General features: G+C 63.3%; 29 protein-coding genes and 2 pseudogenes. 22 read left to right on the top strand and 9 right to left on the bottom strand.

From position 1 onward, the window contains the following. The first annotated feature begins 1 nt into the window (after position 1). Complete coding sequence (locus MICSW_RS12270; protein ID WP_464496027.1) at positions 2-331, top strand: hypothetical protein; 330 nt, start codon at positions 2-4, stop codon at positions 329-331. Positions 332-495: 164 nt separating this feature from the next. Next, positions 496-1,008: a DUF3846 domain-containing protein gene (locus MICSW_RS12265; protein WP_464496026.1), complete on the top strand. Its 513-nt coding sequence runs from the start codon at positions 496-498 to the stop codon at positions 1,006-1,008. Positions 1,009-1,196: 188 nt separating this feature from the next. Here the strand turns inward: MICSW_RS12265 and MICSW_RS12260 are convergent, their stop codons facing one another. After that, a complete protein-coding gene (locus tag MICSW_RS12260; RefSeq protein WP_300595135.1) occupies positions 1,197-1,625 on the bottom strand; it encodes a hypothetical protein in 429 nt (142 codons plus the stop codon). Positions 1,626-1,745: 120 nt separating this feature from the next. On the opposite strand from MICSW_RS12260, the gene MICSW_RS12255 reads away from it, so the two are divergent. Then, on the top strand, positions 1,746-2,078 hold the full coding sequence (locus MICSW_RS12255; RefSeq protein ID WP_300595137.1) for a DUF6907 domain-containing protein: 333 nt from the start codon (positions 1,746-1,748) through the stop codon (positions 2,076-2,078). A 59-nt stretch (positions 2,079-2,137) separates the two neighbouring features. On the opposite strand, the gene MICSW_RS12250 is transcribed toward MICSW_RS12255, so the two are convergent. Then, positions 2,138-3,304, bottom strand: coding sequence for a hypothetical protein (locus tag MICSW_RS12250; protein ID WP_464496025.1), 1,167 nt, complete (start codon positions 3,302-3,304; stop codon positions 2,138-2,140). Positions 3,305-3,449: 145 nt separating this feature from the next. Here MICSW_RS12250 and MICSW_RS12245 point away from each other — a divergent pair, with 145 nt between their 5' ends. Beyond that, complete coding sequence (locus tag MICSW_RS12245) at positions 3,450-3,740, top strand: helix-turn-helix domain-containing protein (protein WP_464496024.1); 291 nt, start codon at positions 3,450-3,452, stop codon at positions 3,738-3,740. Between the two features lie 22 nt (positions 3,741-3,762). Here the strand turns inward: MICSW_RS12245 and MICSW_RS12240 are convergent, their stop codons facing one another. After that, entirely contained in the window at positions 3,763-4,269 is a 507-nt protein-coding gene (locus MICSW_RS12240) for a hypothetical protein (RefSeq protein WP_464496023.1), read from the bottom strand. Positions 4,270-4,382: 113 nt separating this feature from the next. On the opposite strand from MICSW_RS12240, the gene MICSW_RS12235 reads away from it, so the two are divergent. Both MICSW_RS12235 and MICSW_RS12230 read left to right on the top strand, forming a co-directional pair. Continuing rightward, positions 4,383-5,351: a thymidylate synthase gene (locus MICSW_RS12235; protein ID WP_464496022.1), complete on the top strand. Its 969-nt coding sequence runs from the start codon at positions 4,383-4,385 to the stop codon at positions 5,349-5,351. Continuing rightward, positions 5,344-6,282 carry an alpha-glutamyl/putrescinyl thymine pyrophosphorylase clade 3 protein gene (locus tag MICSW_RS12230; RefSeq protein ID WP_464496021.1) on the top strand — a complete coding sequence of 313 codons (939 nt, stop codon included), beginning with the start codon at positions 5,344-5,346 and terminating at the stop codon, positions 6,280-6,282. The genes MICSW_RS12235 and MICSW_RS12230 overlap by 8 nt, the downstream gene beginning before the upstream one ends. Here MICSW_RS12230 and MICSW_RS12225 read toward each other — a convergent pair. Continuing rightward, entirely contained in the window at positions 6,266-7,216 is a 951-nt protein-coding gene (locus tag MICSW_RS12225; RefSeq protein ID WP_464496020.1) for an ImmA/IrrE family metallo-endopeptidase, read from the bottom strand. The two genes, MICSW_RS12230 and MICSW_RS12225, sit on opposite strands and share 17 nt — an antisense overlap. Positions 7,217-8,343: 1,127 nt before the next feature. Between MICSW_RS12225 and MICSW_RS12220 the strand changes: the two genes are divergently transcribed. The 8 genes and pseudogenes from MICSW_RS12220 (at position 8,344) to MICSW_RS12185 (ending at position 14,640) form a co-directional block, all read left to right on the top strand. Next, on the top strand, positions 8,344-9,003 hold the full coding sequence (locus MICSW_RS12220; protein ID WP_464496019.1) for a hypothetical protein: 660 nt from the start codon (positions 8,344-8,346) through the stop codon (positions 9,001-9,003). Positions 9,004-9,208: 205 nt separating this feature from the next. Then, on the top strand, positions 9,209-9,724 hold the full coding sequence (locus tag MICSW_RS12215; protein WP_464496018.1) for an RNA polymerase sigma factor: 516 nt from the start codon (positions 9,209-9,211) through the stop codon (positions 9,722-9,724). Between the two features lie 2 nt (positions 9,725-9,726). Then, complete coding sequence (locus MICSW_RS12210; RefSeq protein ID WP_300593559.1) at positions 9,727-10,386, top strand: hypothetical protein; 660 nt, start codon at positions 9,727-9,729, stop codon at positions 10,384-10,386. Continuing rightward, on the top strand, positions 10,387-11,400 hold the full coding sequence (locus MICSW_RS12205; RefSeq protein WP_464496017.1) for an ImmA/IrrE family metallo-endopeptidase: 1,014 nt from the start codon (positions 10,387-10,389) through the stop codon (positions 11,398-11,400). A 67-nt stretch (positions 11,401-11,467) separates the two neighbouring features. Further along, the gene (locus MICSW_RS12200; protein WP_464496016.1) at positions 11,468-11,623 is read left to right on the top strand and encodes a hypothetical protein; all 156 of its coding nucleotides are present in this window, start codon (positions 11,468-11,470) and stop codon (positions 11,621-11,623) included. Positions 11,624-11,702: 79 nt separating this feature from the next. Beyond that, positions 11,703-11,963 (top strand): DUF3892 domain-containing protein, encoded by a 261-nt coding sequence (locus MICSW_RS12195; protein WP_464496015.1) that lies wholly within the window; start codon positions 11,703-11,705, stop codon positions 11,961-11,963. Positions 11,964-12,171: 208 nt separating this feature from the next. Then, positions 12,172-13,251, top strand: a complete 1,080-nt coding sequence (locus tag MICSW_RS12190) for an IS110 family RNA-guided transposase (protein ID WP_292735243.1) — start codon at positions 12,172-12,174, stop codon at positions 13,249-13,251. Positions 13,252-13,658: 407 nt separating this feature from the next. After that, positions 13,659-14,640, top strand: a pseudogene (locus MICSW_RS12185) (IS481 family transposase). On the opposite strand, the gene MICSW_RS12180 reads toward MICSW_RS12185, so the two are convergent. After that, positions 14,637-15,128, bottom strand: coding sequence for a hypothetical protein (locus tag MICSW_RS12180; RefSeq protein WP_464496014.1), 492 nt, complete (start codon positions 15,126-15,128; stop codon positions 14,637-14,639). The pseudogene MICSW_RS12185 and the gene MICSW_RS12180 overlap by 4 nt on opposite strands. 257 nt (positions 15,129-15,385) lie before the next feature. On the opposite strand from MICSW_RS12180, the gene MICSW_RS12175 reads away from it, so the two are divergent. Then, positions 15,386-16,180 (top strand): helix-turn-helix domain-containing protein, encoded by a 795-nt coding sequence (locus tag MICSW_RS12175; protein ID WP_464498377.1) that lies wholly within the window; start codon positions 15,386-15,388, stop codon positions 16,178-16,180. A 41-nt stretch (positions 16,181-16,221) separates the two neighbouring features. Here MICSW_RS12175 and MICSW_RS12170 read toward each other — a convergent pair whose 3' ends face one another. Then, positions 16,222-16,704: a hypothetical protein gene (locus tag MICSW_RS12170; protein ID WP_464496013.1), complete on the bottom strand. Its 483-nt coding sequence runs from the start codon at positions 16,702-16,704 to the stop codon at positions 16,222-16,224. Between the two features lie 1,286 nt (positions 16,705-17,990). Here MICSW_RS12170 and MICSW_RS12165 point away from each other — a divergent pair. The 4 genes and pseudogenes from MICSW_RS12165 to MICSW_RS12150 all read left to right on the top strand — a co-directional run bounded on the left by MICSW_RS12165 (position 17,991) and on the right by MICSW_RS12150 (position 20,690). Then, on the top strand, positions 17,991-18,902 hold the full coding sequence (locus MICSW_RS12165) for a peptidoglycan-binding domain-containing protein (protein ID WP_464496012.1): 912 nt from the start codon (positions 17,991-17,993) through the stop codon (positions 18,900-18,902). An 8-nt stretch (positions 18,903-18,910) separates the two neighbouring features. Then, positions 18,911-19,446: pseudogene (locus MICSW_RS12160) on the top strand (ATP-binding cassette domain-containing protein); the annotation flags it as partial. Further along, on the top strand, positions 19,438-19,593 hold the full coding sequence (locus tag MICSW_RS12155) for a hypothetical protein (protein ID WP_464498373.1): 156 nt from the start codon (positions 19,438-19,440) through the stop codon (positions 19,591-19,593). The pseudogene MICSW_RS12160 and the gene MICSW_RS12155, both read left to right, overlap by 9 nt. Next, positions 19,593-20,690 (top strand): ABC transporter permease, encoded by a 1,098-nt coding sequence (locus MICSW_RS12150; RefSeq protein WP_464496011.1) that lies wholly within the window; start codon positions 19,593-19,595, stop codon positions 20,688-20,690. The genes MICSW_RS12155 and MICSW_RS12150 overlap by 1 nt, the downstream gene beginning before the upstream one ends. 211 nt (positions 20,691-20,901) lie before the next feature. Here MICSW_RS12150 and MICSW_RS12145 read toward each other — a convergent pair whose 3' ends face one another. After that, positions 20,902-21,387 carry a hypothetical protein gene (locus MICSW_RS12145; RefSeq protein WP_464496010.1) on the bottom strand — a complete coding sequence of 162 codons (486 nt, stop codon included), beginning with the start codon at positions 21,385-21,387 and terminating at the stop codon, positions 20,902-20,904. A 227-nt stretch (positions 21,388-21,614) separates the two neighbouring features. Beyond that, positions 21,615-22,202, bottom strand: a complete 588-nt coding sequence (locus MICSW_RS12140; RefSeq protein WP_228177913.1) for a Dps family protein — start codon at positions 22,200-22,202, stop codon at positions 21,615-21,617. Between the two features lie 264 nt (positions 22,203-22,466). On the opposite strand from MICSW_RS12140, the gene MICSW_RS12135 reads away from it, so the two are divergent. From MICSW_RS12135 to MICSW_RS12125, 3 genes are all read left to right on the top strand, one after another. Continuing rightward, a complete protein-coding gene (locus MICSW_RS12135) occupies positions 22,467-22,832 on the top strand; it encodes a hypothetical protein (protein ID WP_348681563.1) in 366 nt (121 codons plus the stop codon). A gap of 59 nt (positions 22,833-22,891) precedes the next feature. Next, positions 22,892-23,653, top strand: coding sequence for a DUF2510 domain-containing protein (locus MICSW_RS12130; protein ID WP_375236508.1), 762 nt, complete (start codon positions 22,892-22,894; stop codon positions 23,651-23,653). A gap of 83 nt (positions 23,654-23,736) precedes the next feature. Beyond that, positions 23,737-24,534, top strand: coding sequence for a sulfite exporter TauE/SafE family protein (locus tag MICSW_RS12125; RefSeq protein WP_228177916.1), 798 nt, complete (start codon positions 23,737-23,739; stop codon positions 24,532-24,534). Positions 24,535-24,550: 16 nt separating this feature from the next. Here the strand turns inward: MICSW_RS12125 and MICSW_RS12120 are convergent, their stop codons facing one another. Continuing rightward, positions 24,551-26,980 carry an aminotransferase gene (locus tag MICSW_RS12120; protein WP_464496009.1) on the bottom strand — a complete coding sequence of 810 codons (2,430 nt, stop codon included), beginning with the start codon at positions 26,978-26,980 and terminating at the stop codon, positions 24,551-24,553. Positions 26,981-26,993 lie beyond the last annotated feature (13 nt).

Below are 26,993 nucleotides of genomic sequence, written 5' to 3'. Positions count from 1 at the left end.
TATGAGCGAGTCAGTGTCAGGTCAGTCGGCGAACAGTCTGGGTTATGGCCCGGTGAAGACGCTTGCTGTCAGGTTGAGTGAGTCGACCCGTGCGCAGTTGGACATCATTGCCCAGCTGAACGATCGCACGGTCACCGACGAGATTCGCCTGGCCCTGGAGGCCTGGATCGAGAAGACGAAGTCGGATCCTTCCGTGCTGGAGCGTGCACAGGCTGTGCGCGACGAGATCGAGCGGGATGCCGCTGTCAGGCGCGATGCGATCGCTGCCATCTTCGATACCGGAACCACCGGTGCGAAGACGGCGTCAGCGAAGCGTCCAGCCAGCAGCTGAGCCCTGCTCTACCAAAGAGGGTGGTCGGCCCGGGATGAAGGACCTCGCGGTTCTCTCCCGGCCGGCCACCCTGTAACCCAAGCTCCGAGTGCGTCTTCGTTTGCGTGCTGCGACTTGAAGAGAACAGCCCTGTTCTCGGTCGCTTACGCAAAGGAGGAAGGACCATGGTGCAAGCCATCGTGATCCCCGCGAATGACACCGAGCCCATCGAGCCGAGGGACCTTCGAACGCTCGAGGATTATCAGGCAGAGGCGGGCGGTTGGATCGAGCACGTCGATCTGCCGGACATCGGCGTGACACTAGTCGTGAACGAGAACGGCATCGCCCAAGCGTTGCCGTTCAACCGGAGGGCAACTTTCCTCTGGTGGTTCCACCAGGGATACGGACGCAGACGGGCGCGGCTCGTCGGGAACGTCGTTCTGGTGGGCCTCGAGGGCACGGACGGTGACCCTACCGACATCCCTACCCCCATCGCCGAACTCCTGCTCGTCCCGGGCGAATTCGCTGTCGAGGCGCGGCGCGCTGGCGATCAGGAGTGGCGCAGCGACCCGAGCCTCCATCCGAACTATGTCGAGGCGCTGGTCTGGGCCTGCATGGTGAAGGAACTCGGCGAGACGGGCCTCGAGCTTCGAGTCACTCGGGCCGAAGGTGACACCGCATCGGAACCACCCTGCTGAGAACACCTGCCCTACCTGTGGCGGCATCCGCGTGTGGACACCTGGCTATCTCGCCAGCGAGTCCACCGCGGATGCCGTCAATTTCACTTTCCGGGGCTTAGCCGCCGTGGACAGATCGCCCGTCGAAGGTGTAAATGAGATCGTCGGCTTGACGCAACAGAAATCCGCTCAAGAGGCGGAAGGTCGCTCTAGGACGCCTCATCAAGCGCGCGAGAGTCAGCGGCGGACTTTCGGTCACGCCACGTGGCGATCGCGTATCGGCGCGTGGTATCCAGCGCAAGGTGGCACCCCGCCGCGAAGAGTGGGTATGCGAGTTCCGCCGCGACGCCTGTGAGTTTGCCGATGTGCACCTGGGACGCTAACCCTCCGGCGACACCGCCACCGCCGTTTGCTTTCGTGCCACCCCCTAGGATCGCGTAGGCCGCGTTGTAGCGCGCTGCGCCGTGGATCGTCTTTACAGGTGTACCAGTGCTGGCAATGCCGTCCACAGCGCGGTTGTAGCGCCACTGCTTCGCCGCGTCGCTCGCACCACTTCCGATCCCCTCCGGGGAGCTCGGCACAGGTATGTAGGCATAGAGCGACTCTCGAAAGGCGCTCGCGAGTCGAGAGGCGGACATGCCGCACAGCGTAGCAGCGCGAGATCTAGGTGCGCCGCTGAAATCCATGTGTGCAGATGTCTTCCCTGCCCGGCTGCACGGGCTATATGGTCGTCGGCGACGACCCGAGGAGAAGACGCCATGACCGAACCCGAACGGTACGAGGCCGTCCCCTGCCCGCCGTGGTGCGAGCAGCTGCAATGCCAGGAGCCCCGGGCAGAGGACCGGTTCCACCAGCTAGCTCGGACGGTGCCGGTCACGCTTCGGCGGCGCTACCCAACCGGAACCGGCGTCGATGCCCGACCCGGGTCTGCGGAACTGAACGTGGTGGTCTTCGCCAGCGCGACCAGGCCGGACGAGACGTGGGGGTCGATCGACGTTGGAGAGTGGTCCTCGACCATAGCCGTGACCGTCGAGAGCATGCGCCGGGTGCATGCGGCCCTGGGTGAGGTGCTGAGCGTCGCCGAGGCATGAGAAGAAGAAGGGGCGGTTCCGCATGATCTGCGGGACCGCCCCTCGTGTGCTGGAACGGGTTAGGCCCGCGCCTTGCGTCTGCGGGCGTTCGTGACCGTGAGGACGGCTCCTGCCCCCAGTGTGGCCACAGCCCCAGTGGCGAGCAAGACTGTCGCCGTGGCATCGAGCCCCGTGGCGGGGAGCATCTGAACGACGGTGAGGTCGAGCCAGACAGAACCGGAGTCGGCTCCTCGGATCTCGATCTGGTGGGCGCCGGTCGGGACGCTGGCGGGGATGACGACGCTCTGGCTGATCGTCCCCGTCGCGCTGGCGGTGCCGGACCACAGCTGGATCGGTGTGGAGTGGAGCCAGATCTGAACGGGCTCGTTCGGTTCGAACCCCGCTCCGGTGACGGTCAGGGAGTGGTCTTGCCCGACGGTGGTCTCGGAGAGGCTGCCGGAGGGTTCGGTCGGGGTGGGGCCAGCGGGGACGGTGTAGATGGCTTCGGGGCAGCCGAACCCACCGATCCAGATCTCCGACCCGACGGGCGCGGTGACAGTCGTCGTTCCGGTGTCTCCGGGAGCGATGACGAGCATGCCGAGGTCATCAGGGTTGGTGATCCCGATCGGGTAGTCCATCTCGTACGAGTTCACGTTATAGATGGAGATCGTGATCTTCGTCGCATCACTCGGGTCTTGGGTGAACGTCACCGTCGGAGTGGCCGCGGACAGGTCGATGGTCGAGCCCGCGTCCAGCCAGACCGTGGTGGGTCCGCCTTCCTGGGCGTTGATCGCGGTGAAGGGAATGCTCGACAGATCCCAGTAGGTGTTGGGCAGGCGGGTTGGCACCGTGACCGTCAGGAGCGACCCGTCCGCATTGGTGCTGGTGTCGAGTTCGACGGGGCGGATCTCCCCATCCTTGCCGCACTGCCCCAGCTGGCTCCACGGCGTCGTCCCGACCATGTCATCATTCGGGCCGGTCGTCCACAGGTTCTCCGGACCGGAGATCGTGAAGCTCTGACCGGCGGCGAGGGAGATGGGGTCGGGGTCTGTTCCGTAGTGGTAGTACTGCGGCGGGTCGGAGTCTGGTAGCGGGCCGACGACGACGGCATGAGCATCGGCGGCGGATGCCGCGCTGCCTCCGGCCAAAAGGAGGGCGGCGGTTCCGGCCGCCACGGCGGTGCTGGCGGCGAGCCGGGTGAGGCCGGTTCGGGGGCTGTGGGGCGGTTTCCGGGTACGGGTGGGCATGGGCGGGCTCCTCGGTGGCGGCGCGGCGTACGCGGCCCGTTTCGGGCCGCGCGGGGTTGCCCGAGGGCGGACCCGCAGCCAACGCTCCGGACTTTACCAACTTTTATTGGTTCTCACCAACTCTTGTTGGGCTGAGGCTGGGGTGATGGTTTCCGGCCCCGCAGCAACACCCGAGTGGGCCGACTACGCCAAGCAGCTGGGTATCAACCTGCGCAGAGCGCGGGATGCCAAGGGCTACACGCAGGAGAAGATGGCTGAGCTCACCGGCATCTCGCTGTACGCCTACCAGCAGTACGAACGCGGAAGCGTCACCCGCGGGGGAGCGCCGACCAATCCGAGACTGGCGACCGTGCTGGCGATCTGCGAGGCGCTCACAGTGAGCATTGACAGCCTCCTGCCCGGCTCACCCAATTTCGCGGCAGGTGACGCTCGCTGAATATGTCGTCGTTGCGCAGGTGCTACTCACGACGCGGTAGCGACTCCTGAATCCGCGAAACTACGGCGCTGGCATCTAGGTTCTGCCAATTCAGTAAATGATCGGGCGAACCCAGGATCCGCCGGTATTCGCGAGCGATGGAGATCAGCCGCTCCTCGCCTTCAACTAGATCATCGCCGCGCGGACCGCGAAACCGCTCCACTAGCACTTCGTCAGGTGCGTCAACGTGGAGCTTCAAAGCGCCATCTTTGTCTAGTGCCCGCTCGATCTCCTCCACATCGACAACCGAGAGGAGGCAGCGCCCGCGATAGATCGGGCCATAGATAAGCTCGCCCACATGCAATCGATCGAAAACGGTCAGTTCGGATCGACCTGACGCTCCGATCACCTGTTGCAGGTAGTGGTGTGAGAGATCAACACCCGCTGGTGGCTGTCCGTTGGAGAGAATCCGACCGTTGAAGCGTTCCTGAAGAGTCTCCGCGAGCGTCGACTTGCCTGCGAAGTCGGGCCCTTCTAGTACAACGATCATCGCGCGCCCCTAACGAGCTTTCGGGGATGTACTGGGATGAAACGCGGCCCCCGCTACAGTCCGACACAGTACGACATCAATAGGCTAGCTGCCGTCGCCACCGGGAGGCCAGGATGTCACTCGTGCAATCTGCGAGCACCGTTGATGACTTGTTGGCTGCGTCGATCCAATACTTGCTAGACAGCGGCGAATGGGTGGAGACATCGCGCGGTCGGACGCTCGAGACGCGAGGCGCGCGACTCGAGCTCACGAACCCGCGAGCGCGCGTCAGTCGCAGTGCGACGCTGGGGCACCTATTCAGCGCGCTTGCCGAGACGACGTGGTACATCTCTGGGCGAGAGGAGCATGACCACATCGACTTCTACCTTCCGGACTACTCTTCTTTGATCGGCACAGGCGGCGGGGCCTACGGTCCGCGTCTATTCGGCGTCGGTGAGGACGCTCAGGTTCAGCGAGTCATCGAGCAGCTTCGAGACACGCCTTCAACGCGACAGGCCGTCATTCAGGTCTTCCGCCGTGACGACCTCAGCGGCAACCTACGCGACGTGCCCTGCACATGCACAATGCAGTTTTTCGTTCGAGACGGCCTCGTAGACCTCGTTGTTCACATGCGTTCAAACGACGCAATCCTCGGATTGCCTCACGACCTATTCGCTTTCACGTTCATCCAGGAGCTAGTCGCGAGATCCTTAGGCTGTGATGTCGGTACCTACGTTCACTTCGTGGGTAGCTTGCATATCTACGACGAGCGCATCGACTCCGGCGCCGCCTACCTCCGCGAAGGGGCGCTCGCTAGCTATCCGATGCCTCCCATGCCGACTACTGACCCGTGGCATGCGGCGCATACCCTCCTTGAATGGGAGGAGTCGCTACGGCTTGGAGCTGAACATGAGTTCAGGCCGCCCGATGACCTCGACCTGTACTGGGTGCAGCTAGGGCGCGCGTTCGAGGGCTTCCACGCGTATAGGGCGAAGAACAAAGAACGACTCGCGGCCGTACGGTCCATCCTCAGCCGTACTTTCTTTGACCTATATCTAACCGATCGACACTTCAGACTCGAGGGGATACTTCCCGATGCGTAAGAACTACCGCGACGACGCGAACCGCATCGCGAGGTCCCTCACTGACTACGAGTCAGTTCACGGCCCACTGCCCGGCATCGTGGAGCCCATCCATCGCGAGACCCTCATTGAACAGATAATCGACAGCGAGCAACGGGTTGTCTATACCGATCGTCTCCTTTCTCGACGCCTCGACCCGATGTCTGGCGACCCTCGAGACACGGGATTCGACCCTTTGCGTGCAGCTGTGCTGCATTCCCGCACCGGAAACCTCGACGAAGCGGTCTGGCTCGTGTACCTATTCGTGCACTTCGGGAAACACCGACACTCCGGCTGGAGGTACGTGCGCGGTGTGTACGGCGCGTTCGGCGAAGAGCCTGCGAAGTGGTGGACGTGGGATAGGACGGCAGCCGACCCCTTCTCCTTTCGAATCTGGCTCGGCGAGCACCAGGATGACTTCCACGCTGGTGGCGACCGCCACGGCTTCGGGAATCACCGAAAATACGTGAGCCTCGATGCCTGGAAGGAACAGGGCACTGGGGCCGCGATCCAAAGCTATGTCGATTGGGTTCTCGATGCAGGGGGCGACCATGCAGAGAGATTCGCCTCGCTCAAGAGAGCTACGCCGGAAGCGTCATTCGAGGCTATGTACCGGTCGCTCCGAGGAGTGCGACAGTTCGGTAGGACTGCTCGTTTTGATTATCTGTCGATGCTGCGCAAGCTCAACCTGATTGACATTCGGCCAGCACATTCGTACCTCGTCGGCGCAACCGGTCCACTTACCGGCGCCCGTCTCCTCCTTCGCGGCGACCCGAGCCAAGGCCCCGCGAAGGAGCTACAGTCGGAACTCGCCGCGGTCGGCGCTGCGACCGGGATACGACCGGATGTGTTTGAAGACGCGATCTGCAACTGGCAAAAGCACCCGGATCGCTATGTCAGGTTCTCAGGCTAAGCGTCTGGTCTCGCCAACGATAGCGACGGACCAGGCCATTGAGCTGGTTGTACGCGAGCACGCCGTCGTGATGTAGGCGGCCCACCACCACGCCGGGCGCGACACCACAAGTCGCAGCGAACGCTACTACCTGGCGCTTCGTGGGGCCCGAAGCACGCGAGGTTGCGAGCGCCTCGATACCCGAAGGGAACAACGTGGTGCGCGCGAAGTCATTCGCTTCTTCCTCCGTCGCTGAGTACTTTGCGTCGTCTGCGTCGAGAGCGTCCAGAAAGTCACCCTCTCCGTCATGGAGGAGGAGGTGACCAATTTCGTGAAAGAGAGTGAACCATAGATGGTCCTCCGCTAAGTGCCTTCCCGTGAGTGCTATTGCCCTCGCGCTTTCGCCCAGCTTGAAAGCAGCACCGCTCAACCGGTTCTCGCTGGGCGCCCGAAGCACCACAAGCGCAACGCCCGCGGCTGCGAGCAACTCGGCGATCCTAGGGAGGAACCGCGAAGGGTCTCCGACCTTCGAGAGTTGCCGTATTCGAGGGACGGCCTCGCGCAATCTACTGGGGGACCAGACCTGCAAAGACTGACGACTCGCCTCGACTTCAGCGCGGCGCAACCAGACCGCCACCGACATCTCGTTCGAGGTAAACGAAGCAGATGTGCGATAAAGCGCTTCGCCGAGCCGGGACGCCCAAGTCCGGTCCCACTGAGCAGCATCGGATACATCGAAGTAGCTGAGCAGCGAAGCTGCTTGGTCCTTCCATCCGGCTTCCGACTGAAGCCAGCCGAACCGGACCATTTCTGCAATGGGTGACCGTCGCGCGAGCTCGTCGGCGCCTAGCCAACGCAACGACGCCCTGTACTGCTCTTCTCGACGCATCCAGAAATCAGGCGTTGAGCCCAGAAGTCGCGCAAGCGCAGCTGCGATTTCGGCGTCGACGGCCATCTCGCCGCCCGCAAGCCGCCTAGCATCCGGATCGCTTATCCCGAGACAATCTGCGAGGTCCTCCGTCGTCAGACCTTTCGCCTCCAGTACTCGGCAAATCGTGTCTCCGGGGGCTGAGGCCCAGCGAGGCTCACCTCCGACGCGGTCCCGCACAGTCACAAGCAACCGTCCCTCCACCCGTCTATCAGTATGCGATTGATCTGTCGCCACGAGGGCTTGCCGCCTTGCGTGCGACGAATCTCCACGTGATCCACCCTGCACTGAAGCACCACGCATGTTCCGGTGCCAACTTCGAACCCAGTCACGTCAACGCTCTCGAGGTCAGGGAGACCGAGCGGTAACTCAAGGAGCGAATCAGCAGCCATGAGGTCCGCAATCTGTTGCATCATGTCCGCCCGATGTTGTGGCGACGGCCAATCGTTGGGGCCTGGATCGAGGAACATTTCCCGCAGAGTGATCGTCGCAAAGCTGAGCTGCATTTGATGTTCCCCGGCATCCTCGCTGCACGCCACCGCGCGACATGTTTAGTCTCCCACCGATCACGAAGGGGATCTTGCTCTGCATCAGGATAGACGGATGGTCGCGCTTACTCGGCGAGGGGGACGCGTTTCTGCGTAGCCCGTCGGATGTCGGCGGTGTATCAAGCATTCTGAGTGGGCGCACTCATTGGCACCGGAGGACCCAAAGCGCATCAAGTTGCCCCGCCGGGTGCGCGGGCTAAATTGCGTTCAAGATCTCATAGCACGTCCGTCGACGACTGGGGCTGAACTCAGCTTCGCCGATGTCAAGCAGCAGTCCCTCTGGGCTGGCACGGGACAGAGGAATCCGGGAAAGATTGCAGCATGACCGCAGCGAGTTTCGACCGATGGACGCCGCATATGGGAGCGTCGCTCGCATATCGTCGCTTCCAGCGAGATTTTACGATCCTGAACAGTTACTACTGGGGCGGGACTTCCGCCTCGAGCGCTGTCGCGGGGGTACTACGACATCTTGGTGACGAGGATGACTATCGTGCCGAGCTCGGGCTCAAGGACGATCGCTTTCGCCGTCCGCTCGCGCACCTCACGTCGCTCTACTCAGACCAGCTCCAGCTAAGCCAGTCGTGGCACCGTCGCGCGTCACTCGTCATGCTGCTGTCCGCGTTCGAGCGGTACCTCGCAGCAGTGACGACGTTGGCCGTTGCATCGAACCCAACCCTCACCAGCTCGCCTCGGCTACTCGACGGGCTCGCGCTCCGAACGCGCTCTGTGAAACTCGCGGAATGGGACATGGAGTCTCTCGTCAAAGGGACATGGAGCGCGCGAGCGTCAGCCTACGAGCGGCTGTTTGGCTCGAACGCGGTCCTCGCGGCCTCGATAAGCAAGCTCGACAAGATGCGCATCGCCCGGAACGAGATCGCTCACCAGTTCGGTGCCCAACTGCAAGGGAAGGTCCTGTCACCGCATGCAGCGTTGCTTGTGGGAGCGAGCCGGACGGCCAGCGCCTTCGGCGAGGTGAACATCACCGAGAAGACGTTGCTCAAGTGGTTCGAGGCGGTCCGTTCAACAGCGGGCGCTATCGACAAACAGCTTCTCCACGATCACATCGGTAGCTACGAGGTTGCCGCTCTTTATCTCGAGTGGGAGCCCGATCCCAAGGCGTTTGAGGCGGCGTGCGGTGAGACTCTGTGGGACCCGCGCGCGAGCTTTGAGAGAAACGCGAAGCGATTCCTGACGTTTGCGATCGGAGAGGCGGGAGTCACGGTTGACTATGTCAAGTCCCTTCAGACCTATCTCGCTGCGCTCTGACTCCGAAGGCTACGCCGCGTCGTCTTGGCGGTGGTAACGCTCATTGCACCCGGACGAGGAGCAGGGTCTAGTCGTGTCCGACCCGGCAACATTTCATAGGTCAGGGGCTAACTAAAACGGGCGCTCGCTCGACTACCTTGTAAGCGTCACTCATCGACGCAGATGGAGGTAGCGAGATGCTCGCAAGCTGGAAGGGCGACGGCTGATGCCGGACGCCTCGATAGATTGGGCGGCTCTGTATCAGAAGCATCGCAAGGCGATGTTCGGGGCCGCCCGTGAGGTGCTGTGCGGAAGTGGACGCGTAGACCTCGCAGAAGATGCTGTTCAGAACGCCATGGTGTCGCTCATGCAGTCGCCGCCGACGGAAGCGCCCCGCAGCTGGGAAGCACTTCTTGTGGCGACGGCTAAACGGAGAGCGCTGGACATGGCAACGTCGGCGTACATGTCCCGTCGTATGCCGCTCTCGGAGGAGTACATCCCCGAGACCAACCACGTGGTAGTGGAGGACGAGATTCTTGAGCGAATCGAGGCGCTAGCCGTGGCGCGCGCCGTCCTGGCGCGGCTCGATCATCGGACGCGTACCGTGTTCAGAGAGATCGTGGTCTTCGACCGGGCGCGAGCAGAGGTTGCGGCTGAGTTGGGTGTGACACCACCTCGAATTAGTCAGATCGTCACGAAGGTGCTGGCGGAGATCCGCGCAGCCGTTGAGAAAGGAGGGTGACGATGAGTTCAGATAACGACGAGGACGTGATTGCAGAGATCCTTGACGCTCGGGCGGGACGGTCAGCCCTCGTTTCGGGTGCCGAGTACCTTGAGGGGCGACCAGACCTGCGTGCGCTCCTCGATGCAGCCGACCTGGCCTGGGAGGCTGAGCAGGAACCGCCTCCGCTCCCAGAGGACCCGGTGGCCGCGATGCTCGGCCTCGTGCCTGACCCAGAGATTGCGCTCGATGGAAAGGCACTCGCAGCAGCGCGCAAGCGAGCGGGCCTGTCCGTGAGTGGTCTCGCAGCGAAGATGGCAGACCGGGGTTGGGATGTCACGAGCAGGGATGTCTTCGGCTGGGAGAGCAACAAGAACGCACCCCAGGTGCCGGCGGTCATAAACGCCCTGGCAAGCATTACCGGCGCAGACCCAGATCGACTCCGAAGGCGCGTAGGAGAGGACCCAGAGCGGGCTCGACTCGCAGCGGTTGTGGCTTCGAGTGCGTTCAAGAGCCTGGCCGAGCGGTGGGCGCGGCTGCAAGGGACGAGCATTTCGTTGGCGACTTCTGCTCTTGAATCGCGGATGGTCGCGGCGGTGCACCGCGGGACTCCGCCGGAGCCTGATGTACTGCTCGAGACCCTCGAGACGATGGTGGCCGCCGTGGAAGAGCCGGAGGGCTGAATGCGGCTGGCGGGCTGGGTCGATCGTTCGATCGAGATACTTGACAGCCCGACCCGCGAGCAGTTCGCGCTCGACCCCGAGGCTGCTCTCACGAGCCAACTTGGTCTCAAGGTCCGCGCCGTCGAGAGCCTGTCAACGAGCCGTGAGGGCGGCGGCTTCTGCGACGGCATGTCGTTCCTTGATGACGGCGTCGTCCTCTACGCGCCCACGCCAAACAGCCGCAGGCAGAACTTCACGCTCGCGCACGAACTCGGACACTGGATCGTCGAGCAAGACAAGGGGCTCTTCGACTGGATCGCGGACCAGACCGACCCACCAGCGCTTCTCGAGACGGTGTGCGACCAGATCGCCCAGCGCCTCCTGCTGCCCGACGACCTCACGAACGAAGTCGTCGGGCAGTCGCTGGTGCGCGCCCAGCACGTGCAGGACCTCTACGACTCCAGCCAGGCGAGCTACCAGGTTTGCGCGATTGCTATCTCGCAGCGGATACGCGGACTCGGAGCGGTCGTGCTCATTGACTCTCGTGACGGGCTGGTGCATCACGCGAGCATCCAACCCGACCCAGACGACGGGTGGCCAGAGGTCTATCCGTGGCGCGGACAACTCGTGCATGAGGCCCACGCCCTCCGCGTCATCACGCCCGGAGCGGCATTCACCCGCCGCATTACCTGGCGGGACTCCTGGGCTCGGACCGCGGAGTTCTACGCGGATGCAATCAGTGATGATCGGCGCATCATCGCCGTCCTCGCCGGAGACGATATCTGGAAGGTCGAGCCGAACTACGCCATTCAGCCGCGCGAGTTCGACAAGAGACCGCTGCTGCGCGTGCATTGCTGCGATCAAGAGCACGTTTTTCGGGGCTACCCCTGCTCCGACTGCGGGCAGGGCTTCTGCCCGAGCTGCGGGCAGTGCCGCTGCACTCGTGCGGCGAAGACCGAGGCGAACTGTCGAGAATGCAACCTCCTCGTGCAGCGCCGCCTGCTCATCGACGGCCTATGCGACATGTGCCGCTAACACAATCGCCTCCCGCTCCGACTACTTAGTGAGGGGCTGATGGTCAGCTCCGGAAATGGAGCCTGCGATGGCAAAAAACACGGGACGCGGCCACCGCGTCGGAGCGGTCAAAGGACGTAGCGAGTTCCAGGTCGGCAACACCTGGTTCAAACGCGACACGTCCACCGGCCGCATCATGAACGGCAGCCCCAGCCAGCACAAGGGCGTCCGCAACGAGAAGTGATCGGGCGGGCCGGTTCATCTCGGACCGGCCCCCAGATCGTCGCACCGTCTGAACGACATCAAACAGAGAGAAGAGAACAATGGCAGATCGACGAGTGACCCATTCCGGCAAGAACCGCGACGGTGACATCACCTCCATCGGCACACCCGGCCAGTATTGGTCGCCGCGTGCGAAAGCGGGGGCCATCAGCGACATAGAGCTGGGCATCCACACGTACCACGTGCAGTGGCCCGAGAAGCGCACCGAGATCCGCGTCGCGAACGGCGCGAACGGCAAGTACCTCCGTACGGACCGGGACAACACGACCCGCAACAACCTGGACGACTTGCCGGATCTGTGACGGTGAAGTCGAAGATGAAGGACCTGCCCGATTACGCGGGCAGGTCCTTCATCTTTGGGAAGCTAGAGATACCTTGGGGGCACCACTTTGATGCGCGCCTAGACGATATGAGCCTTCGGTCCTCTTGAGGCTGGGGCCTCGATTCGCGTAAGCGTGGGTTGCCAGCCTGTGGGGGCTGGCCTATCCGACAGGCGAATGGAGGCCCCAGTTGAGTTCTCAGCGTACGAGCGTCGGGCTGGATGTGCACGCGCGGAGCGTGGTCGCAGCCGCGATCGATGAGCGGACCGGTGAGGTGATCCGGCGACGATTCGGGTACGACCCTGCCGGCGTCGTGGCCTGGGTGCGCTCCTTGCCGCAGCCGACGACGGTGACCTACGAGGCCGGTCCGACGGGGTTCGCGTTGGCGCGGCTCTTCGAGGCGGCAGGGGTCATGTGCCTGGTCGCGGCGCCGTCGAAGCTGCAACGACCGACCGGTGACCGGGTCAAGACGGACGCGCGGGACGCGTTGCATCTGGCGCGGCTGCTGCGGCTGGACGAGATCGTCGCGGTCCGGGTGCCATCGATCGAGCAAGAGACCGCGCGAGATCTGGTCCGCGCCCGTGAGGACAATCGCGGCGAGCTGATGGCTGCGCGGCACCGGCTCTCGAAGCTGTTGCTGCGACACGGGATCATCTACGACGGCAAAGCGTGGACGGGTGCGCACGACGCATGGTTGCGCCGACACCGATTCGAGCATCCTGGCCTGCAGGCTGCGTTCGACGCGGACTACGAAGCCGTCCAGCAAGTTGGAGCCCGCAAGGATCGCCTGGACAAGCTGATCGAGCAGATGGCGGCCAGCAGCGAGTATTCGGGCACGGTGCGGCGGCTGGGCTGCTTGCGCGGGATCTCCACGCTGACCGCGTTCGCGTTGGCGGTCGAGATCGGCGACTGGGACAGATTCACCGGGTCAACGATCGGCGCGTTCCTCGGGCTGGTGCCGTCCGAGTTCTCTTCCGGGCAGTCTCGGGTGCAGGGCTCGATCACCAAGACCGGAAACACCCACGCCCGCCGTCTGCTCGTCGAAGCGGCCTGGCATCACCGCAAACCGTATCGTCCGGGCGCGGTCATGCAGACCCGATGGGCCCAAGCCCCCGGCATCGCCGTCGCTCGCGGCGATGCCGGCAACCATCGGCTGCATCGAAAGTGGCAACAGTTCACCACCCGCAAGAAGCGTCCCGTGATCGCGAACGTCGCCGTCGCCCGCGAACTCGCAGGCTGGTGCTGGTCCTTGGCCGTCATGCCCGACTGACAGCCGACCCGACCGGTCGGTGGCGGCCACGACGACGATGACGGCACCGCGAGGAGCGACCCGCGATACAGCTATGAGCAGCCCACCAGGCGACGCTCGACTCTAGACAAGCGGTCCCGCTCCAGCCGAAAAGCACGTCCTGCGGTAACCAACCCGCGCATATCAGTCTGACCGCGCGTCGCCAACGACACGCTCGTCACCCTCGAACGTGACACCGCCGACCCAACGAAAGAGCACCCGGAGCTCGATCACTCCGGGTGCTCTTTCCCCTGCCACTTGACAAGGATCAGTCACATATCAGTTGTAGTGCCCAGGGACATTGTTTGATCTGGATGCCCTGATGTGACGAGAACCTCCCAGGCAGAGTGGAGCTGCTACCGCTTCCGCTCTGAACCGAGGAGGTTCTCGTGTCCCACGCTAACGCGGCGCTGACTCCGCGCCAACGACTCCGGCTGGCCAGGCAGATCATCGAGGATGGCTGGTCGGTGTCGGCAGCGGCCGACTACTTCCGGGTGTCGTATCCGACCGCGGCGAAGTGGGCTCGACGCTATGTCGAGCTCGGACCCGACGGGATGGTCGACAGGTCGAGCCGGCCGCACCGGCATCCGAACAGGACCCCGCAAAGCCTTGTGAAGCGAATCGTGCATCTGAGGATCCGCAAACGCCTCGGCCCGGTCCAGATCGCGGGACGTCTGGGGATGTCGGCTTCCACTGTTCACGCAGTCCTGACCCGCTGTCGACTGAACCGTCTCTCGCACGTTGACGTGCGCACCGGCGAGCCCGCCCGACGATACGAGCACGACCATCCCGGATCCCTGATCCACGTTGACGTGAAGAAGCTCGGCAACATCCCCGACGGCGGCGGCTGGCGTTACGTCGGACGCACCCAAGGACGCCGCAACCGGGCCGCTACGCCAGGGAAGGACCGCAACGGCTATCGGAACCCGCTGATGCGGCACGCATTCGTCCACACCGTCATCGACGACCACTCCCGAGCGGCTTACGCCGAAATCCACGACGACGAACGAGCAGAGACCGCGATCGGCGTCTTGCGGCGAGCGTCGTCCTGGTTCGCCGACCGCGGCGTGAGAGTCGAGAGAGTGCTCTCCGACAACGGCTCCGCCTACCGCTCCCACGCCTGGAAACACGCATGCGCAGACCTCGGCATCACCCCGAAGTTCACGCGGCCCCGCCGACCGCAGACCAACGGCAAGATCGAGCGCTTCCACCGCACACTGGCCGACGGCTGGGCCTACGCCAAGCACTCCACGACGCGCCGCCCTGCCCGCGTGGCTGCACTTCTACAATCACCACAGGCCCCACACCGCCATCGGAAAGCTCCCGCCCATCAGCCGGATCTCAAACAACCTGACTGGGCACTACACCTAGTCCCGAATGCCGTATCTGGCTAGGAGATCGTCGCGGAGCCTGGAGCGCTCATCTTCAGTTGCGCTGGCAAAGATGTCGACATGCTCCTGAAGGTCAAAACCCATGTCCTGCGTAGACGAGCTACGGCTATAGAGCGGCCAGATCGCGTGGGTGAAGCCATACATGATCTCGAATATGCGCTCGTCGCGAGTCTGTCCAAGAAGTGCGATGACCTCGTCGAATATGAGCCGAAGTGTGTCGACAGTTTTTTTGGAGAGTAAGTCGACTGCAGGATTGGAGGATTCGCTATGGCGCAGGGCGACATAATAACGCTTCGCCTCGGAGAGAGACGCAATGTGTAGCGGACTAGTGGTCGAAGTGATTTCCTGCGTCAGCGTCTTGATACGGGAAATATGTCCTGCGTCGACATCGCCAAAAGCGCCAGAATCGGGAAGAAACGATCCCGCGAACGAAGCTAACGCTGATGCAATCGTGGCATTACTAGGCATTGTCTATTTAATTGTAACAAGAAGACACCGAAACAAATAGGTGAGCCTTTTTTCGCCATGCTCAGGGCGTCCCGTTCAGTGGACGAGATCAGTGGCCAGGACCCGAGTACTGGCCTCTGCTCGTACCGTTGTCGTTCGGGCCGCTACCAGATCCATAGTGGTCGTGGTTCGCCGAGTCTAGGAAGTTCGTCTCGCTCCGGTCGCCGTCACCTAGCAGTGTGTGGCCTTCGGCGGGGCCAGTGCCAAACGACACGGTGATGGCATTGCCATCTGCGTCGGCACCACCCATCGGCTCACTCCAGTTACCCATGGTCTCTCCTCCGTTCGCTATCCACTCTTCTTCGTTCCAGGCTGCGGGTGCCTGGAGAAGCGTGGCCACTTCTAGACTCGGCGCTACGGGTGTGGTGAGGACGATGATGGGACGGATCTGGGACAGCAGAGCGCAGCACGCCGGCTCTACCGATCTGCCGGCGACGCCGACGGAACTGGGTCGCGTCCTCCGTACGTTGCGCGGCCGCACTAGCTTGCGTCAGCTAGAAGCGAGTCAGCCGGGTGGTCCGGAGAAGCTTGTCCTGTCCAAGTCGACGCTCGCTCGGTTCGAGAGCGGTGACGTTGTGCCTGCCCTTGCCTACGCCGATCACCTTGATGACCTATACGGAGGTGGCGGCTGGATTGGGATGTCCGTTCGCGCTCTATGGAGGAGTTCTTGGGAGCCGTGGTCGCCCACCGTCACCTCCCCTCCTCGACGAGCGCATGTCGGCAGCTGGCCGGCCACGTACCGGGGCCCAGTATGGATCTGTGTCAGACCCGCTGCAAAGAACCGTGGAATCTACCATCATCTGACCCTTGATTGGGGACCATGGACCTGCACGGTGGAATCGGTGTTCGACGATGAGGGGGTGACGTTGAGGACCGGAAAGGCGGCGGATCCAGACGGCGTCCCCGTTTCGCTCCACCTCCTATCAGATCACCCAGTGTTCACTCTCTATGGTGCCGGGGAAAGCGAAGGAGAGGACGTGCTCGACATCCGTTCGTGGTGGCGGAAGCGTTAGCGTGCGCGCTATGTCGACCGTACGAGGCTGAATGCAAGCCGCTATAGCTGGGGGCAGATGCTTAGGAGTTCGTTCCACCGATCCTCGTTAACCTGCCCTACGTAACCGTAGGCCAGCCAGGGGTCCCCTGTCGTGTATCGCTCGATGAAGGTTTCCTCAGAAGGGATCTCCGGCACGTCTATACCCTCAGCTCGCAGGCACTCCGCCGTCCACTTTTCGTATTCGTAGATCTCTGAGAGTTGCTCTTCTGTGAGCGGAGTCGTGTCGTAGAGGCCGGCGACAGACTCATTACATTCATCTCTAGCCGCAGAATAAGCATCGTATTGCTCTTCGGGGATGTTGACCTCAAACGATGCGCTCGACTCGTCGTAATCAACTTCCCAGCCGGCGTCATGCAGGCACGCGACCAGCTGCTCAACCGCCTCGGTGTTGTGGTCTCCTAGTGATGTCGTCGGAGGGGCGGTAGGGGCGGCTGTCGTGCAGCCGCCGAGCGCTACTGCGATCAGTAGGAGAGCCGTCATCATGGCTGGTTTCTTCAACGTGCTGCTCCTCACAACGAATGCGCTTTGGTCCTACTCGCCAATCTAGGTGCCGGGCGTCACCTCGGCGCGAAGTCGGGATCAATGATTCGCGACCCGTTAATGCATCGTTTACCCTGGGCGCTTGATACATCCAAGTAGGTTCGAAACGGGGCGCGCGACTATTTGCTCGCGTGCCGGGGGTCGCGCTGGTGAGCTCGCAAACCTGTGCTCATCCGGCGGGGTCAGATAATTCGGCACAAAAGTTAGGGGTAACCATGAAGTACCGAGTACCTATCGCTGCTGGAGCGGCTGCGCTAATTGTGGTCGCCGGGGCTCTCCCGGCATCGGCGCTGTATGCAGGCACCAAGACCTGCACCGGCAGTAGCTATGTCTACACAACCGGGACGTCTACGGGTCCGCACGCACACCAGCACAAAGGCCCTGACATTCGGGAGCGCACGTACGACGGAAACATGTTCCTGCAGCAGACAACACGGTACTACTCCGGTGGGCAGGGAACGTATCAGGGTAACGTCTACGGAACTCTTTGGTATTCGAACGTAAGCTCAGCATCGATCGGATGTGACTACTAGTGAGCAACGTATCAGCGGGAGAAGCCAAGATGGGTGCCAGACTCAAGAAGCGGCTCGCATTGATCGCAGCGGGAGCGCTAGTCGGCTCGGTCCTTTCGGTCGGAGCAGTCTCCGCAGCAAACGCATTGGAGACAATTCAATACGGCCCCAAGTATTGTTCGTATGGGGTGGCGGCCACATACAGAGTCAACGATTATACGTTGGTTAAGATCCACGAAACGAACAACTGGATTGCGTCACACGAGGTGTTCATTTACGATGGAATCTGGCGAACGCGCTACTACTATTCGCCCGTTGTTGACAGCGATTGGTCGAATCTTCGCACGAACAACTATTTCGCGAGCGGTTCAGCGTACATTTTCTGCGACTACTGACGACTCACCTTGAGCCGTCTCTCTAGCCGGTCCGGGCGGGGGCATCGCGCCTCGCCCGGACTGCGCTTAACGCGATCCCAGGGTTCGCGCGAGCGTGTCCTCTAGTCTTTGTCGCGGCGAAGGGGGAAGTCCTGTGACACACAACGCGAGAGCTGCCAAAGAGCCCAGACCGACTGGCCGTATTTGGGGACGAGTAGCGTTCGTAGTTGCTATTGCGGCTGCGGTGGCAGCGGCTGTTTGGGCCGCTTCAGTCTTGCTTCGCCCGGCCGAGGACCCAACCCAGGCCGTCGAGTACACCTTTGCCACCGCTCAGGAGGGCGAAGTGGAGGCAAGTCTTGCGCTCAACACGGTCGCAGAGTGGACGACCGCCCCGGCCGGAATCAACCAAGCGGCCGGGATCGTGACGGGCGTAGGTGTCGCTAACGGCGAAACCGTGTCGCAGGGTCAGGTCCTCTACACCGTCGATCTCAAACCGGTCGTGGTGGCTGCAGGTGCAGTACCGGCTTTTCGCGCGATAGGTGAAGGGACTGTCGGAGCTGACGCGAAGCAACTACAGCAGATGCTGGCGGACCTGGGATACTACCGCGGCGACATCGACGGCAAGGTGGGTAGCGTCACTACTAGCGCGATTCGTAGTTGGCAGAAGAGCCTCGGATCGCTTGAGACCGGAGTCGTAGCCCTCGGGGACGTGATCTTCGTCCCCGAGCTGCCGAGCCGAATCGCGCTGGATTCGGACTCGATTGCTCGAGGTATGTCGTTGGTCGGAGGAGAGACGGTTGTGAGCACCTTGCGCGCATCCCCGGAGTTCACCGTCCCAGTGACCGAACCACAATCCGCTCTAATGCCTATTGGGACACGTGTTGAGATCGACTCTCCGCTCGGTAATCTGTGGGAAGGATTCGTCTCGGACCGGCGACGGGACGACCAGACTCAGACCGTTGTGGTTTCGCTCAGTGGTTCCGATGGGAGATCGATCTGTCAGGATCAGTGTGGGGAGCTGCCCCCGAACGGGCAGACGTCATTGTCTTCGAGAGTCATTACTGTGGAGCCCGCTTCCGGAGTCCTGGTGCCATCCGCGTCGCTCATGACGGAGGTTGACGGTACAGTTTCGGTGGTCGGAGAGGACGGAACCCACATTCCGGTCGTCGTCGGCGCATCGGCGAAAGGTATGTCCGTCGTTGAGGGTGTCAGCACCGGCACCCGAGTGCGAATCCCTGCAGAACCGAACGGGTGAACTACGAGATGGTCCCCCGGGGTGACGCGAGCGACAAGGCCGTTGTCGGTCGCGTCGTCCTCAGTGCTTCTGACCTTTCATTCTCTTATTCGCCGCAAGCTCCACGTATCCTCAAGGGCTGGTCGGCAGAGTTCCGCAGCGGGACAGTTACTGCAATAACCGGCCCATCAGGCCGCGGAAAGTCCACTTTGCTTTACTTGCTAGGCCTGATGCTGCAACCCTCCTCTGGAGAGGTCTGCGTCGACGGGGTACCCGCCGATTCTCTGCCGGACAGGGATAGAGCGCGCCTCCGGGCCGCGAGGTATGGCTTCGTATTCCAGGATGCGGCGCTCGATGCGACCCGGACCGTGCTCGACAACGTGACAGAGACCAGCCTCTATCGAGGTGCGAACCGATTCGGCGAAAGTGAGCGCGCATTGTCGCTTCTCAATCGTTTCGGTGTCAGCGTTCCGCCTACGCGAAAGCCAGGTCAAGTCTCCGGGGGCAGGCCCAGCGAATCGCGCTGTGCCGAGCCCTACTGAGTGACCCAGATATCTTGCTTGCAGACGAGCCGACAGGAAATCTCGATCCAGAGTCAGCGAACACGGTCGTCAACGGTCTGATCGATCACGCTCGAGCAGGGGCGGCGGTCGTTGTTGTAACCCACTCGCCCGCTGTGGTGGATGCCTGTGACGAAGTGATTCTCCTGTAATGAGAGTGTCGGCGATTCTTAGGGAGGCGGTCGCATCAGCGCGCTCACAGGCTGTCGCGTCCGTCCTTGCGGTACTGGTCATCGCAGGAATGGTCGTGGCCGTGATGCTCACAACCGGTCGTACGGTTGGAGCGGAACGCCAGGTACTCGACTCGCTCGACCAGGCCGGAACCCGATCCGTAGTCATTCATGCAGAGGATGCCGCGGGGGTTACCAGCGACGTGCTCAATCGCATCGGCGCGATCGACGGCATTGAATGGGCCGCCGCGTTCACCGCAGCGGTTGACGCTACCAACTCTGGGATCCCGACCGGGGCAAGGGTTCCCGCACGCTACCTTTATAGCTCCGACCTAGAAGCGCTCGGAATCCCTGCGCAATCGCCCGATCCGGGCAGGCTGGCCTACGCTTCACGGACGGCGCTTGAGCGGTTGGGAATAACGTCTGTCGCTGGCGGCATCGCCCTCTCCCAGGGAATGCAATACAACATCGGCGGAGTAATCCAGGCCCCAGATTTTCTTGACCAGTTTGAGCCTCTTGTACTGATCCCCAAACCGGACGCGACCGGTGCCGAGCCCGTGAACATCATCGTCGTTCTCGCCGACGCCCCCGAACTTGTTGCGCCGGTGTCGACTGGTGTTCTCTCCGTACTAGACGCCAGGGACCCATCACGGATCACTGTTGCAACAAGTGAAGCGCTTGCGGAGATGCGGGGCATCATCGAGGGGCAGCTCAGTACATTCTCGCGAGGACTAGTAGTCGCTCTCTTGGCTGTCTCAGGAGTTCTGGTGAGCGTGATTCTCTATGGGTTGGTAATGCTGCGCCGGAAGGATTTTGGCCGGCGGCGAGCGTTGGGGGCGAGCCGCGGGCTCATTGTCGGGCTTCTGCTCGCACAGACGGGGATGCTGGCGGGGCTTGGGACCTGTATCGGGCTAGCCGTAGCCAGTTCCATATTGCTTGTTTCCTCCGACCCGTTGCCAGAGGCTTCCTTCGTTATAGCCCTCGGGATCGCTACGATTGTCACCGCAACTGTCTCGGCCCTGATTCCCGCGCTCGGCGCAAGCCGCAGAGAACCAATCCGCGAGCTCCGAGTGCCCTAGCGGGGACGTTGCCTCGAGCGTCACCCCGCATCCACCCCTACTCCGCCGAAACCGCAAAGAGCCGCCGCATCGGCCGACTCGGACCGGATTCGGCACATCCACATCGCCAACTGGCATGCACCCGAACTGCACGAGTATCGAAATCACCCCAACCCCCTCATGCTGCCACGATGCCCTGAACTAGTCGTCAGCCTGGCCGTCGCTCCGTTGTTCAGGCAACGCCGTGATGGCTCGGGCGATGTGGTGGTCGGCCGCGGGGACGGATAGGCATACCCGCATCCGCGAAGTGCTTGCGAACTGCGCTGGTACTGGCACCCACAGCCGCGGCAACGTTCTCGAGCGTGTTTCCCGTGACGTAGAGGAGCACAGCGGTCATCGCCTGCTGTTCGTCGAGGGTCCGAATGCGGTCTCTGTCGGTGGCGGGGCGGGATCCGCCACGGGGCCTGCGCTCGATGCCCAGCCGTTCCATGTTCTGTCGGACGTTGTTGTAGCTGGTGTCGAGGTAGCTGGCGATCGCGGCGATTGAGAAGCCGTAGCTGTAGAGAGTGACAGCTTGCTCGACCTGCTCTGGGGCGAGTGGTTGGCGGCGCATCTTGACGCCTCGGTCGGTGAGTAGCCGGAGCAGTCCGCCTTTCGAGAGGCCGTACTCGGCGCACAGCGCCGGAGTCGTCGCGCCAGCTCTGTACTTCTCCACCATCTCCGCACACGTTTCCGGACTCAGACGTCGCTCCAGGCGACGCGGTGGCGGTGATGGTGCCGCTGATGGATCTGGCATTCGCGCTGCCGCCACCGCCAATTTGCTGAGTTCCGCCGTACTTAGGGGGAGCAGCATCGAATTATTGGAGTAGCGGTCTACTGGGTCTACGACGAAAGAGGCCCCTTGTGGGCCTCTTTCGTCGTTCGAGGTTGAGGTGTTCCGCCGAGTCAGCGGCCCTGGGGGGTGCGGCGCTCGGCGCTGACCATCCAGGCGAACTGTTCCATCTGACCGAGAACCTCGTGCAGGATGTCGGCGCTCGTGGGATCCTCATCGTCGACGTCGTCATGCACTTCACGGCAGGTCGCAACCACCGCTTCGAGACGTTCGGTGATCAGGTCGACCACCTCGTCTGTGTCAACCTCGCCGTGCGGGAACTCGGGGAGTGACGTGGTCTCGGCGATGGTGTCGCTACGGCCGTCGGGCAGAGCGTGAAGTGCACGCATACGTTCGGCGACGACATCCGAGAGGCTACGAGCCGCGTCGATGATCTCGTCGAGCTGCAGGTGGGTGTCGCGGAAGTTGCGGCCCACGACGTTCCAGTGCGCTTGCTTGCCCTGGAGCGACAGCTCGAGAAGGTCGACGAGCACTCGCTGCAGGTTCTCGCTCAGCTGCTTCGACGCCTGGAAGCCGCTCTCGGCGTTCTGCTCGTCGGTGAGTTTGGCTCCAGCGCCACCCTTCGCTGCCTTTCGCGCATTGCGCGGCGCTCCGGATGCCGAGGTCTTCGTCTTGGTCGCGGTGTCGGACTGCGTTGCCATCTGTGTTCCTTTCGACGTTCCGTCGAACGGGACTGTAACCAACCTCGGTCGCGGCCGCCCGCCCCTTGTCAGCCGCGCCGTCGGGTGCTAGCCGGTGAGCGATTGCGGCGGAAATGTGGAGCTGCGGCGCATTTATGCGCAGCGGATGCACGAATCTGCCGCATCCGTGGGGTTGGGATCGCGCCAGCTGCACGAATCTGCCGCACTCGCGGGATTGCCCGGAGCGCGGGTGCGGAACCGGCAACGGCACCCTAGACTGCGCTCGTGACCGCATCCGTTTCGCCGGCATCGCCGCCCGCACCGACTGCCCGCCGCATCCCCATCCTCGGAATCATCGCGTTCGTCGTCGCTTTCATTGCCCTTGCGCCTTCGCTTGCGATCTTGCTCATCGGGTTCCTCCCCGAGATGGCGACGATCTGGTGGCTGCTGATCGTGACGATGCCCTTCTCGATCCTCGTGGGGGCGGTCGCCCTGGTGCTCGGGATCATCGCACTGATTCTGGACATCCGCGCACGTCGTGTGCTCGTGTGGTCGATCGTGTCGCTGATCCTCTCCCTGATCACGGTGCTCGTGCCGCTGTGGCTGATCACTGGTGGTTTCAGCAGTGGAGACTACGGCGCGAACTTCTGAGCCCGAGGTCCGCGCGCATAGAGTGAAGGCGAGCCCGGAACGACGAGGAACGAGAGCGGATGTCGGCGATTGCCCCCGGCTGGTATGACGACGGCCACGGCGCCTTGCGGTGGTGGGACGGTCAGCAATGGACCGAGCATGTGCAGCCGCACCCACAGGGGATGCCCGACCCGTGGCAGCGTCCCCGCACGACGCCCGCACCGGAGACGTCCTCGCAGTCACCAGAAGCGACCGGCGACACCGCTGCGTCCGATGGTGTTCCCGTGGCGCAGGATGCCCCGTCGGGAATCTTCGTTGCAGCCACCGCCCCCCAGCGCAGCCGAACCTGGATCATCTGGGTGATCGTCGGTGTTGCGATGCTCGTTGCGGTAGTTCTCGCCGCGGTTCTCATCCCGCTCGCAATCCTCGGATTCGGTCGAGTGAGCGCACCGGCGGCCGTCGAACCGACGAACGACGATGAACGCGGCGCCGTCGAGGCCGTCTACCAGTTCGATGAGGCCTGGCAAACCGCGGACTGCGACCTCTTCCTCGGCGTCACGACCGAGCGCCTGCGCGAAATCGTGCAGATCAAGGATTGCGCGACGTTCGCCGGTCAGTCCGAGGCCTTCACCGAGTGGTACTCGGACTACGAGATCGTTGTGACCGGCATCCGTGGCCCGGGCTACGAGTACACCGTCGCAACGCAAGAAAGCTATGTCGCTCACTTAGACCAAGACGGAAACCCGATCGAACCGGGCGTGCAGCAGGTCGTCGAGTACGAATACACGCTGGTTCCGGATGACGATGGTTGGGCGGTCTACGACCTCGTGAGCGTGGAGTAGGGCTCTCCACGCCGCGTCGGAGTGTCTGTCTCGGACGAGTAGGCTGGCACGGCCGGCGTTCCGGCGCCGACGAGAGCGAGCACATGACCACGACACCCCAGCCGCGCACCGCGCGTTTCTACATCGTCGCGATTCTGGTGGGTCTGGCTGCTGGCCTGCTGTCGGGTCTGTTCGGTGTGGGCGGGGGCACCGTGATCGTGCCGGCTCTCGTGTTCTTCCTCGGCTTCAACCAGCGCCTCGCCGCGGGTACATCACTGGCAGCAATCGTCCCGACCGCGACAGTGGGCGTGATCTCCTACGCGACGACTGGCTCCGTGGCGTGGGTCGCGGCGATCATCCTCGCCGCCGGGGCGATCATCGGTGCTCAGATCGGCACGTGGCTGCTGCACCGACTTCCTCTTCCGGTGCTGCGCTGGGGCTTCGTCGGGTTCTTGGTCCTCGTGATCATCAGCCTCTACCTGGTCATTCCGTCGCGGGATGCTGGGATCGAATACACGATTCTGTCGGTCGTCGGCCTGATCGTGCTGGGCCTGATCACCGGCATCCTGGCGGGGCTTCTCGGCGTCGGCGGGGGCATCGTGGTGGTTCCGGTTCTCATGATCCTGTTCGGTGCGAGCGACCTCGAAGCCAAGGGCACGTCGCTGCTCATGATGATCCCCACGGCGCTATCGGGCACCGTCGGAAACCTTCGGCGCAAGAACGTCGATCTCCCGGCAGCCATTGCCATCGGCATCGCGGCGTGCACGACAACGGCTCTCGGCGCCTGGATCGCGACGCTGGTCGACCCGTTCGTCGGCAACGTGCTGTTCTCGATCTTCATCGCCTTCATAGCCGTGCAGATGGCGCTTCGGGCGATTCGTGCTCAGCGCTCCGGTTCCTGAGGGCCGGTGCCGCGCGTCACCAGCCGGTGCTGAGAACCCGATCGAGCGAATCGACGAAGTAGTCAACCGACTCCAGTGACACGCACAGCGGCGGCTTGATCTTCAGCACGTTCTGGTAGTCACCGGTGGGCTGCATGATCACCCCGAGCGTCAGCAGCCTGTCGCAGATTGCCGCGGTCTCTTCGGTCGCCGGCTCCAGGGTGACGCGGTCGCGCACGAACTCGACGCCGAGGTACAGGCCGGCGCCATGCACCGCTCCCACGAGGGGATGGTTCTCAGCCAGCGCTTCCAGACGCCGCTTCAGATGAGTTCCGACGACGCGCGCGTTGTGTTGCAGACCCTCCTGATCGATGACATCCAGAACAGCCAGACCGATCGCCGCCGACACCGGCGAGCCGCCCGTTGAGGAGAAGAAGTACCCCTGGGTGCGGTAGCGATCGGCGATCTCCCGGCGGGTGATGACGGCGCCGAGGGGGTGGCCCGCGCCGATCGACTTGGCGACGGCAACGATATCGGGGACGACTCCCTGTTGCTCGAACCCCCAGAACCATTCACCCAGCCGACCGAAGCCCACCTGCACCTCGTCGGCGATGGCCAGGCCACCGTGGCGGCGAATCGCGTCATAGACCTGAGCGAGATACCCCGGCGGCAGCGCGACGCCGCCGGCGTTTCCGAAGAAGGTCTCGCAGATGAGCCCGGCTGGAGCGCGTCCGGATGCAGCGAGTTGATCGATCACTGCAACGGCCTCGGGGGCATAGCGCTGCGCGTCCTCGCCGCGATACGTGCCGCGGTAGGAATTGGCGGCTGCCACGGTGTGCACCCACTCCGGGCGCGTCGCCAGCGCGTTCGGGTTGTCGGCGATCGACGTCGACACAGCATCGCTTGCGAAGGTCCACCCGTGGTAGGCCTCGCGCATCGCGACGATATCGGTGCGACCCGTGGATGCCATTGCCAGTCGAAGAGCGAGATCTGCTGCCTCCGACCCCGAGTTGACGAAGAACACCGTGTCGAGCTCAGCGGGCAGCGTCTGGGCGATGCGCTCGGCGTACTCGGTGATCACGCCGTAGTGGAAGCGAGAGTTCGTGTTGAGCAAGTTGAGCTGTCGGGTTGCGGCATCCGCGACGTGGGGATGCGCATGGCCCACCGAGGCGACGTTGTTGACCATGTCGAGGTAGACCCGACCGTCGACGTCGATCAGATACTCCTGCCATCCGCGCTCGATCCTCGGTGGCGTGTCGTAGTAGTGCTCCTGAACCTCTGCCAGGACTCCGTGCCGACGCGCGAGAATGTCGTCCTCGCGCGGGAGCGGCGGTGTCATCCCGAGAGCGTCAGAGACGTCGCCGATCACCTCACGCCAGGCCTCGGCGAGGGCCGCGGCGACCCGGGGAGGTGGGAGTTCATCGCCCGTCGCATGGCGCTGCACGAACAGGCGCGTGCGTGCCGGCAGCACAGCATCCGAGTTGTCGGGAACCCCGGTGATCGTGACGAGCTCGTCGCCGCAACGCCAGGTGAGCGCCCCGGCGCTGCCCGTCCACTCGCCATCGTCTCGACCGAGCGCGAGCGGCTCAGCTAGCCACAGCGTGGTGCCGGTGGGGATCGTGGCGGGCGCCGTCGGGGTTCGAGGCGGCGCCCCGCTCAGCATCGAATGCCACGCAGGAACGACGACCGCGCCGGCGCCGGCATCCAGCATGCTGAGCGCCGCCCGGTCGAGTTCCTCCGGGTCGAGCCAGGCGCCCCGATCGTTCACGGGTGAGACGGTGCCGGTATCGAGAACGACGACCTCGGCCGGGAGCGTGACCACGGGAGCGCCCTCCCATGCTCGGGTCGGCCCGGAGCTGTCGGGGTCCAGCGCCCGGCGTATCGCCGCAATCATGACGGATGCCGGCACCGACGTCGCGACATCGAAGATGCGGCGCTCGCGATCAAGCGCATCAGCGGCGTACTCGTTGGCGTCGTCGAGGCGAACCTGCGCGCGTCCGCTCAGCACGAGAGTCGCCCCGCGTAGGACGACCAGGGGCCACAGCGCCGTGATCTCCTCGTCGGTGAGGTGGCGCCGCGCGTGGAAGGCGCGGATCGCGGGGATGACTGATGTCGGATCGGCACCGTCGTGGTGCAGCACGGAGGATGCCGTCACGGCTATCTCCGCGACCCGCCACGAGCGCATCACGTCCCCGAAGTCGATCACGGCATCGGGGAGGAGTTCGCCGTAGCCGCGCAGGACGTTGTCGTCCGTGATGTCGAAGTGCCCCGCCTGCATCGGGAGGTGGGGCACGATCGGGTCGAGCGCAGCAACGGCCCCGCAAACTGCCCGTTCTATCGCGGCGCGAACCTCGGCGTCCGGTTCATCAGGCAGCAGGGCGTCGATGACTCTGCGTGCATGGCGCAGATCCCATTGGAGGATGCGTCCGCTCGCGGGATGCTCGAAGCTCTCCAGCGCTGCGCTCACCCGGCCCGCAAGG

The sequence above is a fragment of the Microbacterium sp. SW12 genome, from assembly GCF_055391095.1.
The sequence above is the reverse complement of the archived record's forward strand: the minus strand, read 5'-3'. Positions and strand labels throughout refer to the sequence as shown.